Annotated in this window: 17 protein-coding genes; 2 read left to right on the top strand and 15 right to left on the bottom strand. The window is 38.9% G+C overall.

Translation table 11 applies throughout. From position 1 onward, the window contains the following. Positions 1 to 177: 177 nt before the first annotated feature. Complete coding sequence (locus FRX54_RS02575) at positions 178 to 1203, bottom strand: YeiH family protein (RefSeq protein ID WP_146460703.1); 1026 nt, start codon at positions 1201 to 1203, stop codon at positions 178 to 180. Positions 1204 to 1307: 104 nt separating this feature from the next. Here FRX54_RS02575 and FRX54_RS02580 point away from each other — a divergent pair, with 104 nt between their 5' ends. Beyond that, on the top strand, positions 1308 to 2177 hold the full coding sequence (locus FRX54_RS02580; RefSeq protein WP_146460705.1) for a LysR family transcriptional regulator: 870 nt from the start codon (positions 1308 to 1310) through the stop codon (positions 2175 to 2177). A gap of 7 nt (positions 2178 to 2184) precedes the next feature. Here the strand turns inward: FRX54_RS02580 and uvrC are convergent, their stop codons facing one another. The 13 genes from uvrC to FRX54_RS02640 form a co-directional block, all read right to left on the bottom strand. Beyond that, complete coding sequence (gene uvrC, locus FRX54_RS02585) at positions 2185 to 3969, bottom strand: excinuclease ABC subunit UvrC (RefSeq protein WP_146460707.1); 1785 nt, start codon at positions 3967 to 3969, stop codon at positions 2185 to 2187. Positions 3970 to 4053: 84 nt separating this feature from the next. After that, the gene (locus tag FRX54_RS02590; RefSeq protein ID WP_146460709.1) at positions 4054 to 5121 is read right to left on the bottom strand and encodes a PotD/PotF family extracellular solute-binding protein; all 1068 of its coding nucleotides are present in this window, start codon (positions 5119 to 5121) and stop codon (positions 4054 to 4056) included. After that, positions 5114 to 5890: an ABC transporter permease gene (locus FRX54_RS02595; protein ID WP_146460711.1), complete on the bottom strand. Its 777-nt coding sequence runs from the start codon at positions 5888 to 5890 to the stop codon at positions 5114 to 5116. The genes FRX54_RS02590 and FRX54_RS02595 overlap by 8 nt, the downstream gene beginning before the upstream one ends. Continuing rightward, complete coding sequence (locus FRX54_RS02600) at positions 5887 to 6681, bottom strand: ABC transporter permease (protein WP_146460713.1); 795 nt, start codon at positions 6679 to 6681, stop codon at positions 5887 to 5889. Before FRX54_RS02600 ends, FRX54_RS02595 begins: the two co-directional genes overlap by 4 nt. Further along, positions 6665 to 7819: an ABC transporter ATP-binding protein gene (locus tag FRX54_RS02605; protein WP_146460715.1), complete on the bottom strand. Its 1155-nt coding sequence runs from the start codon at positions 7817 to 7819 to the stop codon at positions 6665 to 6667. The genes FRX54_RS02600 and FRX54_RS02605 overlap by 17 nt, the downstream gene beginning before the upstream one ends. Positions 7820 to 7833: 14 nt before the next feature. Beyond that, positions 7834 to 8751, bottom strand: coding sequence for a UDP-N-acetylmuramate dehydrogenase (gene murB / locus FRX54_RS02610; protein WP_398586659.1), 918 nt, complete (start codon positions 8749 to 8751; stop codon positions 7834 to 7836). A gap of 89 nt (positions 8752 to 8840) precedes the next feature. Further along, the gene (locus FRX54_RS02615; RefSeq protein WP_146460783.1) at positions 8841 to 10091 is read right to left on the bottom strand and encodes a folylpolyglutamate synthase/dihydrofolate synthase family protein; all 1251 of its coding nucleotides are present in this window, start codon (positions 10089 to 10091) and stop codon (positions 8841 to 8843) included. Positions 10092 to 10167: 76 nt separating this feature from the next. Beyond that, positions 10168 to 10329: a hypothetical protein gene (locus FRX54_RS06325; protein WP_186652430.1), complete on the bottom strand. Its 162-nt coding sequence runs from the start codon at positions 10327 to 10329 to the stop codon at positions 10168 to 10170. A 2-nt stretch (positions 10330 to 10331) separates the two neighbouring features. Next, complete coding sequence (gene msrB, locus FRX54_RS02620) at positions 10332 to 10775, bottom strand: peptide-methionine (R)-S-oxide reductase MsrB (RefSeq protein ID WP_146460717.1); 444 nt, start codon at positions 10773 to 10775, stop codon at positions 10332 to 10334. 107 nt (positions 10776 to 10882) lie between these two features. Beyond that, positions 10883 to 11263: a VOC family protein gene (locus FRX54_RS02625; RefSeq protein WP_146460719.1), complete on the bottom strand. Its 381-nt coding sequence runs from the start codon at positions 11261 to 11263 to the stop codon at positions 10883 to 10885. Between the two features lie 36 nt (positions 11264 to 11299). Next, positions 11300 to 12427 (bottom strand): low temperature requirement protein A, encoded by a 1128-nt coding sequence (locus FRX54_RS02630; protein WP_186652432.1) that lies wholly within the window; start codon positions 12425 to 12427, stop codon positions 11300 to 11302. Next, positions 12417 to 14210 (bottom strand): ABC transporter ATP-binding protein, encoded by a 1794-nt coding sequence (locus FRX54_RS02635; protein WP_146460723.1) that lies wholly within the window; start codon positions 14208 to 14210, stop codon positions 12417 to 12419. The genes FRX54_RS02630 and FRX54_RS02635 overlap by 11 nt, the downstream gene beginning before the upstream one ends. A gap of 8 nt (positions 14211 to 14218) precedes the next feature. Further along, on the bottom strand, positions 14219 to 15955 hold the full coding sequence (locus tag FRX54_RS02640; RefSeq protein ID WP_146460725.1) for an ABC transporter ATP-binding protein: 1737 nt from the start codon (positions 15953 to 15955) through the stop codon (positions 14219 to 14221). A gap of 150 nt (positions 15956 to 16105) precedes the next feature. Here FRX54_RS02640 and FRX54_RS02645 point away from each other — a divergent pair, with 150 nt between their 5' ends. Further along, on the top strand, positions 16106 to 16993 hold the full coding sequence (locus tag FRX54_RS02645) for a polysaccharide deacetylase family protein (protein WP_146460727.1): 888 nt from the start codon (positions 16106 to 16108) through the stop codon (positions 16991 to 16993). Positions 16994 to 17071: 78 nt separating this feature from the next. On the opposite strand, the gene FRX54_RS02650 is transcribed toward FRX54_RS02645, so the two are convergent. Next, positions 17072 to 17649: LPXTG cell wall anchor domain-containing protein (locus tag FRX54_RS02650; RefSeq protein WP_146460729.1), on the bottom strand; the 578-nt coding region annotated here is incomplete at its 5' end.

Below are 17649 nucleotides of genomic sequence, written 5' to 3' on the forward strand. Positions count from 1 at the left end.
TATACAATACACTCACTATATAATATACCACCCCCCCCCCCTATCTGTCAAGTATTAAATTAATTTTTATCAATTAACTCTTTATAATTACCAAAATTGTATAAAATAATAAGCTGAGCAAGATTCTTGCTCAGCTTATAAAACTTACTCATCTCACACGCTATCAAAATGAGAAAATTACCAAAAACCAAGTACTGCCTGCATAAGAAGGCTAACTGCTGTAACAGCTATCCAACAAGCCGTACCGACACCAATAGCTTGACCACCTGTTTTAACTAGCTTAACGATATTAGTATTTAGACCAATCGCTGCCATGGCCATAACAATGAAGAATTTAGATAAGAACTTAAATTGTTCAAAAACTGCCATATCCAGACCGATGGCACTAGCTAGTGTGGTTACAACTGACGCCAGTAGGAAATAAAGGATAAAGGTAGGAAAGGCTTGTTTCAAACTAAAGTTTTGTTCAGATACGTCCCCTTCTTTTGAAGCTTTGTAAGCTCGATAGAAGGATAAGCCGAAAGTAATTGGAATAATAGCTAGGGTACGAGTCAACTTAACAATGGTTGCCCCTTCTAACGTATTACTTTGATGAATAGCATCCCAAGATGTTGCCGTTGCCGTTACTGAAGACGTATCATTAACAGCTGTTCCAGAGAAAATGGCAAAACCTTCATTAGATAAACCGATCATATCTCCCAAAGTTGGAAAGATTAAGGCTGCCAAGATATTAAACAAGAAAATAACTGAAATCGCTTTGGCAACTTCATCATCTTTAGCATCAATAGCTGGTGCAGTTGCTGCAATGGCAGAACCACCACAAATTGATGAACCAACACCGACTAGTGTCGCCGTATTGACATCCATTTTCAACGCTTTTTGCAAAATATAAGCCACTAAAAGGGCAATGGTAATCGTGCTAATGATAATAGGTAGGGAAGATAAACCAACTTTCATTACTTGAGAAAGGTTAAGTCCAAAACCAAGTAAGACCACGGCAACTTGTAAAATGTATTTTGACGTAAATGCAATGCCACTACCGGTCTGATCACGGTTGAGATGCACCATACCAATTAGCATACCGATGAAAATAGCAAAAACTGGTGCACCAATAATTGGCATCCATTTACCTAAAAACCAAGCTGGTATCGCAATTACCAAGCAAAGCAACACACCAAAAAATTTATTCTTTATCGTTAACATATAAAACTCCTTTACTTAATCTTAGTATATACTTTCTGAACGATAATGTAAAATTATGATTTTTTATGATAATATAATATATAAGAATAATTAAGGAGAAAAACATGCTAGATTTTCGGGTATTTACCTTTTTGAAGGTTTGTGAAACCTTAAATTTCACACAGGCAGCAAAGGAATTACATATTACTCAACCTGCGGTCACTAAACACATTCAGATGTTAGAGTTAGAATATCAAATGAAACTCTTTCATTTTAAGGGAAAACAATGCCAACTGACGCAGGATGGTAAGGCCTTGCTTGAGTTGATCGTTACTATGAATAATGACTTAAAGCACTTCAAAAATAGACAAAGTCAAAAAAATATTCCACTGAATTTCGGTGCCACCCTGACCATTGGAGAGTTTGTTCTAACTGATGTTTTGTTAAATTTACTAGCTAAAAATAAGGCTCTCCAAGTCAAGATGTTAGTGGATAATACTGAAACACTCTTAAAATCTATCGACCAAGGCTTGATTGACTTTGCTTTGATTGAAGGATTCTTCTCTAAGGAAAAATACGATGCGCTTTCTTATCGTAAAGAACCTTTTGTCGCAGTGGCTGCACCTGATTTGATTCTTAGTCAAAAAGCCGTCACTCTAGAAAGTCTGCTTGCCTATCCTCTGATCATTCGTGAACAAGGATCTGGTACTCGTGAATTATTGGAATTAACACTCAAAGAGGCAAACTTATCCATCCATGATTTTCAGAAAGTTACTGAAATTGGTAACCTCAATATTATCAAAACTTTAGTTAAGCATCAATTAGGGATTACTTTTGTCTATCAGAGTGTGGTTCAACAGGAGTTAGACAAGGGAGAGTTGATCATCATTCCTATACAAAATTTGACCATTAGCCATGATTTTACTTTTATTTGGCGAAAAAACAGTCAGTTTAAGTCACGGTATCAGGACATTTTCAAACTTTTTAAGCCATAAGACAGTTTTAATCTTGATTGGTCTGCTCTAATTTTTCTTTCAATGCGATAGCAACCTTTTGAGGCAAGCCAAGGGCCACGATGTCTTCTAAACTGGCTTGCTTGATAGCAGTTATATTCTTAAAGGTTTTGAGCAAGACTTGTTTACGCTTAGGTCCTAGACCCGAAATATCGTCCAGTTGAGAAGAAAAGGCATTTTTTGAGCGTACTTGTCGATGAAAAGTAATGGCAAAGCGGTGCACCTCTTCTTGAATACGATGCAGTAAGAAAAATTCTTGAGATTGACGGGGCAAATCAACCACTACCAAGGGATTGCCAAAAAGTAAATCCTGTGTTTCATGCTTGTCATTTTTTTGCAAGCCAGCAATGGGAATGGCTAATCCCAGCTCTTCATAGATAACTGACTTGGCAATATTGACCTGTCCAACACCACCATCGATGAGAATCAAATCAGGTGGCGTTAAACCTTCTCGCTTTAGACGACCATAGCGACGACGCAGCACTTCTCGCATACTGGCATAATCATCAGGCCCCAAGACTGTTTTTATCCGATATTTGCGATAATCTTTCTTACTAGGCTTCCCATCCACAAAAACAACCATGGCAGAAACAGGACTGGTTCCCATAATATTAGAATTATCAAAGGCTTCAATTCGTCTAGGGGGAGCAATGCCTAGCAACTCACCGAGATTAGTAATCGCCCCCTGGCTTTTTTGATAGTCTTTTTCTAGCAAGTCGAATTTTTGTTGAAGGCTAATCTGAGCATTTTTAGTAGCCAAGTTAACCAGTTGCTTTTTCTCACCTTTTTGAGGTGTGATGATCTTACTGTTGACTAAGGCAGCCACTAGGTCGGCATCAATAGCTGCTGGAATAAAAATTTCTTGAGGTGGCATATGTTGCTGAGCTTGGTAGAATTGACCAAGATAGGTCAAGAAATCTTCTTCTGCTTCATTATAATAAGGAAAAAGATTGACATCACGTTGGATCAACTTCCCCTGGCGAACAAAGAAGACCTGAACACACATCCAACCATTCTTAACCGCATAACCAAAAATATCGCGATCCATCATGTCTTGGTGCATCACTCGTTGTTTGGTTCTTAAGGTGGCTACGGCTGAAATTAAATCACGGTATTCAGCGGCTTGCTCAAAAGCCATCTCTGCCGCTGCTTTTTGCATCTTGTCTTTCAACTGATTAACAATTTTATCATCATGACCATTCAAAAAACGACGCACATCATCAATCATAGCATCATAATAAGCCTTATCCGTCTGACAAATGGTATGAGCTGAGCATTGTCCCAAATGATAATAGAAACAAATCTTATTGGCAGGATTTTTACACTTCTTAAAGGGAAAAATACGGTCTAGTAACTTTTTAATGTCATTAGCTGCTGTGCTATCTGGATAAGGACCAAAATAAAGCCCATCATCTTTTTTCACCTGACGCGTGATTAACAAGCGAGGGTAATTTTCCTTAGTAATCTTAATAAAGGGATAGGATTTGTCGTCTTTTAACTTAATGTTGAATTTGGGTTGATGTTCTTGAATTAGGTTAATTTCAAGAAGGAGCGCTTCAATGTTAGAACCTGTTACAATATACTCAAAATCAACAATTTCTGATACCAAAAGTTCCGTTTTCGTGTCATGACTTCCGCGAAAATAAGAACGGACACGATTTTTCAAATTCTTAGCCTTGCCGACATAGATAATTGTGCCTGCTTTATCCTTATGTAAATAGCAACCCGGTTGATTGGGTAATAAGTCTAGTTTATCTTTAATCAATTGATTCATACTTTCATTGTAACAAAAAAAGTAAAATTTGTTGCCTTCTCCCAATCTTTTATCAAGAAAAAGTGACCTACTAGTAGGTCACTTTTATTTTCGATACATTTTAACTTGTAGGTACAAATCATTGTAAATCCCTAGCCAGTATTGACCAAGGTTATTGTAAACTTCGAGATTTTCCATGGTTTCTTGACTTGGATAGAAGGCCAAATCACTGGTTATCTCTTCTGGCAATAGCTCCTTTGCCTTACTATTTGGGGTGGCATAGCCGATATATTCTGCATTTTGTGCTGCATTTTCAGGTCTTAGCATAAAGTTGATAAAGGCATAAGCCTCTTTTTCATGCTTAACCGTTCTAGGAATGACAATATTATCAAACCAAAGGTTAGAGCCTTCACTTGGTACAACGTAGCGAAGATCTGGATTTTCAGACAGCATTTCACTCGCCTCACCTGAGAAGGTCACACCAATGGCCGCATCGCCTTGAATCATATATTTTTTTAATTCGTCGCCGACAATGGCTTTGACATTTGGAGTTAACTGAGTTAGCTGTTGCTCTGCTGCTTTCAGTTGATCCATCTCGATACTATTTAGACTATACCCTAGACTATTTAAGCCAAAGCCCATCACTTCTCTAGCACCGTCAACCAACAATATCTGATTGCGATAAGCCTCATTCCACAAATCTGACCAGTGAGCAGGGGCTTTATCAATCATTTTTTCATTATAGACAATGCCAACGGTTCCCCAAAAATAAGGGATGGAATAATCATTATTAGGGTCAAAGGACTTGCCAAGAAATTGAGGACTGATATTAGATAAACCTGTTAACCGAGATTTATCCAACTTGACCAACAATTGTTCCTTAATCATCTTATCAATCATGTAATCACTGGGGACAAGTATGTCATAGGTTGTGCCACCTTGTTTCAGCTTGGTGTACATGGCTTCATTAGAGTCAAAGGTTTCGTATTGTACTTTGATGCCTGTTTCTGTGGTAAATTTCTCCAAAAGATCTGGGTCGATATAATCTCCCCAATTATAAATAACTAGCTTGTCGCCAGCACCACCATCTTCTTTTTTCATGACAAATGCCGTTGCAAATAATAATAGACAGATGGTAGTCAAACCGAGCATAAAGGAATAGAGTTTACGCATGTTCTCCCTCCTTATCTTGTGAAATCAAATAATAACCTATCACCAAAAGAATACTAAAGAGAAAAACAACCGTTGATAAGGCATTGATCTCTAAAGAAATCCCCTTTCTTGCCCGTGAGTAAATCTCAACTGACAAGGTTGAAAAGCTATTTCCAGTCACAAAGAAGGTCACCGCAAAATCATCAAGTGAATAAGTAAATGCCATGAAATATCCTGCAATGATACCTGGTGTTAAATAAGGCAACATGACTTCACGCAACATTTGAGTTGGAGTCGCACCTAAATCATAAGCCGCATTGATCATGTCATGGTTCATCTCTTGTAAGCGAGGCAACACCATCAAAACCACAATGGGAATCGAAAATGCCACATGGCTTAACAGAACAGAAACCATACCTAGCTGAAATCCTAGTACACTAAAGAGAATGAGAAAACTCGCACCAATCATCACGTCAGGGGCAACAATCAAGACATTGTTCAAGGACAATAATGCTGTCCGCCAACGTTGATGGACTTGATGAATATAGATAGCTCCAAAAGTACCGACAACAGTTGCCAAGAGACTGGATAAAAAGGCGAGAAAGAAGGTCTCTACTAAAATCAACATCAACCGTTTATCGCCAAAAAGAGCCGCATAATTATCCCAGGTAAAGCCTGTGAAATCATTCATATCCCCACCACTATTGAATGAATAAATAATCAGATAAATAATAGGGAGATACAAAATAAGAAAGATTAGAGTCAAATAAAGATTGGCAAATTTTTTCATTTTTCTCTCTCCTTTGTTACCAACATGACCACCAACATGGCTAGAATCAGAATCACTCCAATAGTTGCTCCCATTCCCTTATTTTGAGTGGTTAGAAAATGTTGCTCAATAGCTGTTCCCAAGGTAATCACACGATTTCCACCAATCAAACGCGTTAGCATAAACAGACTAAGACTAGGGATAAAAACTGATTGAATACCGCTTCTGACCCCATTAAGTGAAAGGGGAAAAATAACCTGACTAAAGGTCTGCCAACTGTTTGCTCCTAAGTCCTTACTTGCATTGATGACATTTTGATCAATATCATCTAGGGCGTTAAAGACTGGTAAAATCATAAAGGGCAGCTCGATATAACTGGCGACAAAGATAAATGAAAAATCGGTGAAGAGAATTTGCTGAGGGCCAATGCCAATTAAGGTTAAAAAGCTATTGATTCCTCCTTGTTGACTGAAAATCCCCATGAAAGCATAGGCTTTGAGCAAGAGATTGATCCAAGTGGGTAAGACCACCAACATCAGCCACAGTTGCTTGTGCTTGAGTTGAGCCAAAAAAAAGGCAGTTGGATAGCTGATTAGGAGGGTCACTAGGGTAATGATACCTGCATAAATAACAGAATTGGCACTCATTCGTAAATAAGTCCAACTACTAAAAAACGTTTGATAATTGATTAGACTGGCTCTGCCTTCCATATCAAAGAAGGATTGATAAACAATCAAGGCAACAGGTGCAATGATAAATAGTAGTAGCCAAAGAAAGTAAGGAAGAGAAAAGAGGTTAGTCGTTTTCTTCATGACGTTCCTCCTCGATAGCATGAATCAAGCCGTCCTCCACTTCTTCAACTTCCACATATTCTTCAATCCGTGCGTCAAACTCTTCTTCGGTTTCATTTAGACGCATGATGTGAATGTCTTCTGGCGTAAAGTCTAAACCGATGACCTCACCAACAATGGCCTTTCTCGTCGAATGAATCATCCATTCATTGCCAAAATCATCATAAGCAATAATCTCATAGTGAACGCCACGAAAGAGCTGGGTATCCACCTTAACTTGCAACTTGCCTTCTTCTGGTAGGGTAATTTGCAAGTCTTCTGGACGAATCACCACTTCAACTGGCTCATTTGGTCGCATACCACCATCAACCGATTCAAAACGTTTGCCATTAAATTCCACCAAATAATCTTCAATCATGGTGCCATTTAAAATGTTAGACTCGCCAATAAAGGTTGCTACAAAATGATTGATTGGCTCATCATAAATATCTACAGGGGTTCCTGATTGGACGATTTCACCGTCATTCATGACAAAAATCCAGTCACTCATAGCTAGGGCTTCTTCTTGGTCATGGGTAACAAAGACAAAAGTAATCCCTAAACGTTGTTGCAATTCACGCAGTTCGTACTGCATTTCTGTGCGTAATTTCAAATCCAAGGCTGACAAAGGCTCATCAAGTAAGACCACCTTGGGTTGATTGATAATGGCACGCGCAATCGCGACACGCTGACGCTGACCACCCGACAATTTTTGAATACGTCGTTTAGCATAGCCTTCCAAACGTACCATTCGGAGTGCTTCTTGAACACGACGGTCAATCTCAGCTTTATCCACTTTTTTTAATTTCAAGGGAAAGGCGACATTTTCAAAAACCGTCATGTGAGGAAAGAGGGCGTAATTTTGGAAAACGGTATGCACATCTCGTTGGTTAATCGGCACGTCATTGATTCGCTTACCATCCAAGTAAATGTCACCTGTCGTTGCTTGTAATAAACCTGCAATCAAGTTCAAAATGGTTGATTTACCAGATCCAGACGCTCCTAAAAGTGTGTAAAATTTACCTTCTTCCAACTCGAAGTTAATATTTTTTAAGACAACTGTCCCACTGTCCTCAAAGGTCTTTGTGACCTGTTTAAATTCAATAATTGGATTTGCCAATTCTCATAAATCTCCTAATTTTTCTCTAAACTCTCACCAATAATACGAACTTCTGGTTCCAAGGTTACCTGTGTCTGTGCTTCAACAGTTTGAATAACATGGGCAATCAAGGCTTCATAATCACTGGCTGTTCCCTGAGCTACATTGACCATAAAACCAGCATGCTTGGTTGACACTTCCACACCACCAATGCGATAACCTTTAAGCCCTGCTTCCATAATCAACTGACCGGCAAAATGACCAGGTGGGCGTTTGAATACCGAACCACAAGAGGGATATTCTAGGGGCTGCTTGAGTTCTCTCAAATGATTCAGACGAGCCATTTCTTGACCAATCTGCTGATGATCTCCTGGCTTGAGAGCAAACTTAGCTGAAATCACCACTGCTCCGCTGTCTTGAATCGCTGAGCTACGATAACCAAAACGCAACTCTCGTGCGTCCAGAGTTTTAATTTCACCATCACGCGTCATAATCTGTGCAGATACTAAGACATGGGCAATCTCCCCACCATAAGCTCCTGCATTCATAAAGACGGCACCACCAACACTACCTGGAATACCACAAGCAAATTCAAAACCAGTCAGACTGTGATGCAGAGCTACCTTACTGGTTTCAACTAACTTAGCACCTGCCTCTGCTTCTAGGGTATAGCCATTAACCGTAATGGTATTCAAACGGTCAAACATAATGACAAAACCTCTAATCCCACCATCACGAACAATTAAGTTACTGGCATTTCCCAACACGAGCCAAGGAATCTGTTCTTGATTAGCAAAGGCAACTACCTTCTTCAATTCTGACTTATTGCGTGGAAAAACCAGATAGTCAGCTGGGCCACCGACCTTGGTATAGGTATAATTTTTCAATGGCTCATCAAAACGAATATCTAAGCCTACCAAAGCCGTTTTTATTTTAGTTATTATTTCTGTCATTTCTTATACGTTACCTGTTCTATAAAATCGGCAAAAGCCTCCTTACATTATAGCAAAAAAGCTGACCCTTGACGATAATAAAATCTACTTTATTTCCCTTTGACTAATAGCTTACGAACCTGAGAAATAAAATACAAGGATCCTGTCACCACATAAAGAGCTTCTGGATCTGACTGATGTCTATTCAACCAAGTTCTAAAATCCATCACTTGTGTATAAGTTGAGGGATAGGCAGACAAGGGCAAGGCCTTATCAAAATCAAAACTGGTCACTGTCAGACTGTTAAAAATCGACAAAGCCTCTAACATCTTTTCGACTGGTTTATTGGCAATGGCAGCAAAGAGAATATGGATCGGACGATGGTCATAAGTTTCTTTCAAGACTGTCACCAAGGCAGCGACACTTTCTTGATTGTGGGCACCATCCAGCATTAGATTGTCCTCAATCATTTCCAAACGTCCTGCCCATTTGGCTTGTGCTAGGGCTTGACGAACGATTTCTAGGCTTAACTTAGGATAAGACTGTTGTAAAATCAGACTCGTCATCAGTGCTAGACTAGCATTGGCAACTTGGTGTTGACCTAGCATGTTTAACGATAGGTTAGAAAGAGTCGCTAGATCCGAAGTAAAATCAAATTCTTTGCCTTTTAACTCATAAGAAAAATCAAGGCCCAATTCAAACAGCGGACTTTGGCTTTTTTTAGCATAGGTCTGAAAAACCGTCCTAACTTCTTCCTTATCCGTCGCAAAAATAAAAGGCTCGCCATTTTTCAAAACAGCTGCTTTTTCAGCAGCAATATCAGCGTAGGTTTGACCTAAAATCTCTTGATGATCTAATCCAATAGACGGGCAAACCACAGCCAAGGCTTGAAAAACATTGGTTGAATCATAACGACCACCTAGACCTGCCTCGATAATCGCAATATCTACGATTTGATAACGACTAAAATAAAGAATCATGATTAGCGTGATGATTTCAAATTCCGTTGCAGTTCCCAGAGATGTTTCTTTAGGCAGACGCTCAACAATTGGCTTGACTAAATCCACCATAAATAAGAGGTCTTTTTTCGATATCATTTGACCATTTAAGCTAATTCGTTCACGAAAGTCCATCAAATAAGGTGAAGTAAAGGTCCCAACCTGATAGCCTGCCTGACTAAATATTTCTTGTAGGTAATTAACAGTTGAGCCTTTACCGTTCGTTCCTACTACATGGACAGCTTTCAGCTCTTTTTGTGGATTGTCAAATTGCTCCAAAAGCCAAGTCATTCGTTTAATACCTGGTTTCATACCAAATTTTAATTGGTCATGAATCCAAGCTACTGCTTGGTCATAAGTCATCTTAGTCATAGTCAACCCTTCTATATTCTTTCTCAAATCTTTTTCACATGAAAATCAGTTGGCAAATCAAGAACAGCTAGGCTAAATCAACCAGTAATTGCCCACCTGATAAATCAATGGTTTCAGCCAAGGGTAGGTAGGCCAATTCATTTAAGATTAAAATATCAACTTGATTATAAGAAGCTTCTTCAAAAGACACTTGACCATACTGGACTAGGTAATCAATGATATTGGCCATTTTTACGCCTTCCCATCAAATAAAGGCTTATAGTCACCATAACCAGCTTCTTCTAACTGATCATAGGGAATAAATTTTAACGCTGCTGAATTGATACAGTAACGCAAGCCCCCTTCACTAATTGGACCATCATTAAAGACATGACCAAGGTGGGACTGGGCCTTACGACTTTTCACTTCAATGCGTCGCATATTATAAGATAAATCTTCATGATTGGTCACTAGACGATTATGAATGGGCTTGGTAAAGGCAGGCCAACCACAGCCTGAATTGTACTTATCTAAAGATGAAAACAAGGGCTCTCCACTAACCACATCAACGTAGATTCCCTTATCAAAAAACTGATCATATTGACCAGTAAAAGCAGGTTCCGTGGCAGCATACTGGGTCACTTCATAGGCTAAATCTCCAAGGCGTTTTCTAAGTTCTTCTTTTGTTTCTGTCATCTTTGTCCCCTTTTCGTTTATTATCTATTCTAAAATCCCTACTTCACTTTGTCAACACTAATTTTATTATAAAAAACCACCCTAGCTTACAATCTAGGGTGAACAGTTTAATGATTAGCTAAACGAATCACTTCTACTTTATAACCATCTGGATCAACCACAAAATAATAGTGTGGTGCTTGACCTGGCAAACCTTTGAGGTCTGTTACTTCATAGCCTGCTTCTTGATGTGCCTGGTGAGTCGCCTCAAGATCCTCAACACCGACAGCCAAATGACCATAGCCATTACCCAAATCATAACCTGGATGATCATAATTATAGGTCAATTCTAATTCAAAATCTTCCCCTTCTGTTTTAAGAAAAGCCAAAGTAAATTTATGGTCAGGAAAGTCTTTACGACGGTCTTCTTTGAATGGAAAAGCCTTCGTGTAAAAAGCGATTGATTCTTCCAAGTTTTTCACTCGAATACAAGTATGTAATAATTTCATCATCTTCCTCCTATAGCTATTATCTACTAATTAGTTCTATTTTTCAAGTGAAAGCATTTTATTCCGCTTTTCTTGCGATTGATAAAAAGTCATAAAAAGCTGAACTAAGGCCAGTCCCATCAGAAAAACACTTAATAAAACGATTAAAGAATCATGTATAAACCATAAACTTATCCCAGCTGAAGTAAGAAAAATCAAGACACTTTTTAAGACGTAAGCAGAAGAAAACTGTAAATGTGGTTTATTATAATGTCCCAAACATAACATCGAACCATAAAAACTAGCTAAGCCTAGATAAAACAAGACAAAGACAAAATAAGGATTGGCAGCTTTTTCTGCTAAAAAACTAAGAGATACTGTTATCAGACCAATACTCATGATAATAGGATAATGCAAATAAACCATCTTCATGCCTAAGGTTTCTCTAGATTCATCAACAGCAAGGTCCATTTCTCCAAAATAATAAAGGAAAATCATTCCGATAATCGCAAAATTCAAAATAGCAGACCAAGACAAGTGTTCTTTTGTCATGAAAGGAGCTGCTCCTGAAATAATCATCTCACCTAGGGCAATAATGACAATTAAAGATAATCGCTCAACCAGATGAGGAAAGTTGACTGGAACCGCTGCCGCCTGCTTCCTATAAAATAAGGGGAAAATGATACTGATTATCATGCCGATTGAATAGATATTGATACCAATCTCATAAGGCAATAAGACACCGACAAAGACAAAGACGATACGAAGCCCTAGTGTTTTCAAAAACACAGTAATCACTTCTTGATTGGCCTTGTCTGCATGCCGATATTCTAAAAAATATTGGATAAACAGACTTATAGACAAGGTACCCACCATTAAAGAAAACGGCACAAAATTGCTTTCCCAATCCGTTGTAAAAGAATTGGAAATTAGGAGTAGAATCCCCATGTTAATCAACATAATAAACAAATTCTTCAACGAATTTTGACCATAACGATTGGTAAATAACGTTTGATGTATCCAGGTATTGATTAAAATAATCATAGCCCAAAGAAATGTTAGAAAACTTCCCAAACTAATCACACCACCTTCTAAATGATGGATCAAATTAGTACTTTTTGATAAGGCATAGACAAATACCAAGTCAAAAAAAAGTTCAGTAAATTCTACTTTTTTATGTGGCAAGTGGATTTTCCTCCTTCTTCTCTTGATTAAATTGACTCATGTAAAGATCATAATAAAATCCTTTGTCTGCCAAAAGACTCTCATGGTTACCCTGCTCGATAATCTGCCCATCTTTTAAGACCAGAATCTTATCCGCTTCTTGAATGGTTGATAGACGATGAGCAATGACAAAACTAGTACGACCTTCCATCAAGCGTTTCATCGCACGCTGAATCAGGAGTTCCAAGCGAGTATCAACAGATGAGGTCGCTTCATCCAAAATCAAAATCTTAGGATCGGCCAACAAGGCACGTGCAATGGTCAATAACTGTTTCTGACCAAGTGAGATATTACTTGATTCTTGATTCATTTCCATATTATAACCATTTGGCAAGGTACGGATAAAATGATCCACATTGGCAGTTTTAGCAGCGTTCACGATTTCTTCATCCGTAGCATCAAGACGGGCAAAGCGTAGGTTATCCTTGATACTCCCCTCATAGAGCCAAGCGTCTTGTAAAACCATGCCAAATTGTTGACGATAGGCTTGACGAGATAGGTGACGAATGTCTTGACCATCTACCTTAATCGCCCCTGCTGTCACATCATAAAAGCGCATTAACAAGTTAATCAAGGTCGTCTTACCAGCTCCTGTAGGACCAACGATAGCCACCATTTCACCTGGTTTGACATCCAGATTAAAGTCACGAATCAAAGGACGATCCTCACTATATTGAAAATGAACCCCTTCAAAACTCACTTGACCAGTTAGGGCATTTGTCAAGCTGACTTGCTCACCATTAACTTCATCAGCCTCGTCTAGAACTTGGAAAATTCTCTCCAAAGAGGACTTGGCACTCTGTAAGGTTGAAGCTAGCTGCGTTAAGGTTTGAATGGGCTGACTAATCTGCCAAATGTACTGAACAAAAGCCTGCATGTTACCGATACTCAATTTACCTGCGATAACTTGTAAACCACCTAAAAATGCTAGGACTAGATACAACAGATCAGATAAGCCATTAAGAACTGGCATCATGACACCTGACATAAAACTAGCCTTGAACCCAACCCTTTGTAGTTTTTCTGTGATACGGCGAAATTCTTCTTGGGAACTGTCTTCACGACCATAGAGTTTGATGATGTTAAAACCTGTCAGATTTTCTTGAACAAAACCATTCATCTCACCCAAGGTATCAGCTTGCTCCTTAAAGTAAGGTTGAGATTTTTTAAGAATAAAACTAGCACTAAAATAAGTAATAGGAATACTAATCAAGACCACTAGGGCTAATTGAACATTGAGATAAAAGACCATCCCCATGACCATAAGCAGTGTAAAAATAGCATTGATGACTTGAAGAAAACTCTGTTGTAGAGCATTTGAAGTTGCTTCAACGTCACTGGTAAAGCGTCCCAACAAATCGCCAAACTGGTGTTTATCAAAATAAGAAACTGGCAGGGTATTGATTTTTTGACTCAAATCTCGACGTAAGTCACGCGTACTGGCCTGAACTACATTGGTCATGTAATAGTTGGCACCATAAGACCCTGCACTATACAACAAGGCTCTGATACCATAGACAAGTAGCACCCAAGCAACATAGCTGACATTGATGTTGGCACCCGCTACGCCTTTGGCCATGGCAAGTAAGTTACTGGTCAATTCTGTGATAATTAAACCCAAAATAAACGGCTCTAAGACACTCATGACAACACTTATAATCTTTAGAAAAATAGCTAGGTAGAGTTGCCCTTGATAGGCTTTTAAGTAACCCCAAATTCGAATAAAAACATTTTCTTGGCGCATCTTATCTCCTATTCTTCTGTTAAACTCTGATTGTTCAGTTGCGAGTTGGCAATTTCACGATAAATGTCATTCGATGCCACCAATTCTTCGTGCTTGCCTCGGCCAACGATTTTTCCTTTATCCAAAACAATGATTTGATCTGCATCCATAATAGTCCCAACACGTTGAGCAATAATAAGAACAGTCGCTTCCTTGGTCACTTCCTTCAAACGACGACGAAGTTCCGCATCCGTCTTATAATCCAAGGCAGAAAAAGAATCATCAAAAATATAAATATCAGGTTTTTTCACAACTGCACGAGCAATAGACAGACGTTGTTTTTGCCCACCGGATAGATTGCTTCCTCCTTCTGCCAAATGCGTGGCATAGCCTGTTTCACGGCTAGCAATAAATTCACTGGCTTGAGCAACATCGGTCGCCTGGTCTAGCTCTTTTACCGTGGCATTTTCCTTACCATACTTCAAGTTTTCTTCAATGGTTCCTGTGAAAAGCAAGGCTTTTTGAGGAATAAAACCAATCTTAGCACGCAAGGCCTTGAGATTATATTGACGCACGTCAACCCCATCAACTAGAATTCGTCCTAAGGTCACATCAAAAAAGCGAGGAATCAAATTAACCAAAGACGACTTCCCTGAGCCTGTTGAACCAATAAAAGCAATAGTTTGACCTGGCTCTGTCTTAAAACTAATATCATGTAAGACAGGACTCTCTGTTTCACCTGGATAGGCAAAAGTAACATTGTCAAATTCAAGATAACCTCGTGTTGATGTCTCAGTAACACCATCCTCGTTCAAACTAATGGAAATTGGCATGTCTAAAACATCCTTAATCCGATGACTGGACACAGCAGTCTTAGGATACATGGTAAAGAGATTTGAAAACATCAAGAAAGAAAAGAGTGCATGAAAACTATATTCGATAAAAGCTACTAAGTCACCAATCTGTAATTGTCCTAAACCAAGTGGTTTCAAGGCAAACCAAATAATCGCAATAATCAAGGCGATAATGATTTGAACAAAAAAGACTTCCGTTAGGGCAGTCAACTTAAAAACTTGACTAGCCGTTTGTCGATAGGCGTCATTTTCTTTGTCAAAACGTTGTTCTTGAAACTCTTCACGAGCAAAGGCTCTAATAACCCTAAGACCTGTTAAGTTTTCTCGAGCATACTGGTTGATTTTATCCAAGGTTGCCTGTTGCTTTTCAGATAAGGGTGCCGTCTTAACCGCCACATACCAAACTGCCCAAGCTAAAAATGGAAGGGAAACCGCGACTGTCCAAGCTAGAGAAGGACTGGTCAAGAGTACCATGACAATACTAGATACCATCATCATTGGGGTAATCGCTCCAACCCTTAGACTTTGTTCAGCAAACTGCATCAAGACATAAGCGTCGCTTGTCATTCTAGTCACTAGAGAGGACACACCGATTTTTTCATATTCTGCATGAGAATAGGTTTGTAGTTTCGCATACATATCATTTCTCATGTCCTTAATCATTGTCGTGGTCAATTTTCCTGAAGCATAAATCAACATCACGCGCCCCAAAATGCCAAGAAGAACTAAGGCAAACATTATCCAAGCCCAAAAATAAAGCTGGTCCAAACGATTAACCGTAATCGCCTCATCAATCATCTTCGCCAGGACCGTTGGCAGACCTAAAATCGACACAATAAACAATAAAGCACCAATAAAATCCAAGATAAGCCATTTGGGATAGTGCTTTAAATAAGACCAAATTAATCTCATTTTTCCTCCATATACTTAAAAAGGCATAGAACACTTTCTAAGCCTAATCTAATTGCTCTTTCTGAGCTCCCGTTAGCTGTTCTATTATAGCATAGAAATACTCAAGCGACAAGAATATGCTATAATAAAGAAAAACTAGAGGAGATTTCCATGCCCTACCGAAACCGACGAACCAAACGGATTTTGACTATTGTCAATATTGTTTTACTACTTGCTATTTTTCTTATCTTAAGCTTAATAGCTTGGTATTGGTTTGATAAATCAAGTCATACGACTCTTCAATCAATAACACCCACTATTCAAGAAGAAAAAGTAAAAGAATCAGAAAACAGTGATACGGTCACTTGGGTCACAAAAGACGACCCCGTTCAAATTCCTATTTTAATGTATCACGCCATTCATGTAATGGCTCCCGAAGAAGAAAATAATGCCAATCTCATCTTAGATCCAACTATTTTTGAAGAACAAATTAAAGCCATGATTGAGGCTGGTTATTATTTCCTCAGTCCTGAAGAAGCCTACCAAGCCCTCACCAAAAATCAAGTACCCCAAGAAAAAGTGGTTTGGCTGACTTTTGATGATAGCCTGATTGACTTTTATACCATTGCTTTTCCTATTTTAGAAAAATATGGTGTCAAGGCAACAAATAATGTGATTACATCCTATACAGAAGAACAACGGGCAGCTAATCTCAGTGTAGAACAAATGCAAGAAATGAAAGCTAAAGGCATTTCCTTTCAAAGTCATAGTGCCAGCCATCCTGATTTAGAATATGCTGACAGTAGCATTCAAACACAGGAACTAACTAACTCTAAAGATTTTTTAGATCAAGCATTAAACCAAAATACCATGACGCTTGCCTACCCTGCTGGTCGCTATTCTGATGACTTGCTCACCTTAGTTAATCAATCTTATCAGCTTGGTCTAACCACTAACGAAGGAATCGCTAGTTTGGCTAATGGACTACTCACCCTCAATCGCATCCGTATTCTTCCTACCACAAGTGCTGAAATACTACTAACCCAACTACAACCATGACATCATTTCAATATAAAGAAAAAACTCTTGAAAAATCAAGAGTTTTTATCTTTGTCTAAATCTGATTAATTAGTCTAATTAATCCTCTTTACGACGACGTTTGCCTGCAAGACCAAGAGCAGTCAAAATCATACCCACACCAAGAGCTGACGCTGTTGCTGTGTTTTCCGTTCCTGTATTTGGAAGAACTTCTAGTTTGTTTGTTGTCTTAGTTACTGGTGCTGGCTTCGCCTCAGCTGATTTAGTTGGATTTGGTGTTTTTGGAGAATGTGGTGTCATAACACTTGGTTCATCCTCCTTCACAACCTTACGATAAGTATGGACTGGGTTACCATTCTCATCTGTTGTACTTGAGACAATCTCGTAATCTGGAATGTCCTTAGATGGCACATTACCTTCTTCATTAGGAAGGATTGGGTTACCATCGCCGTCTACGAATGAGGTTGTTGTTTTCACAACTTTACGGTAAGTGTAAACCACATTGCCGTTTTCATCCGTGCTTGAACCTACTAGCTCATAGCCTGAGATATCCTTAGATGGCACATTACCTTCTTCATTAGGAAGGATTGGGTTACCATCGCCGTCTACGAATGAGGTTGTTGTTTTCACAACTTTACGGTAAGTGTAAACCACATTGCCGTTTTCATCTGTGCTTG

This window comes from Streptococcus sp. sy004 (assembly GCF_007859205.1).
GTDB lineage: Bacteria > Bacillota > Bacilli > Lactobacillales > Streptococcaceae > Streptococcus.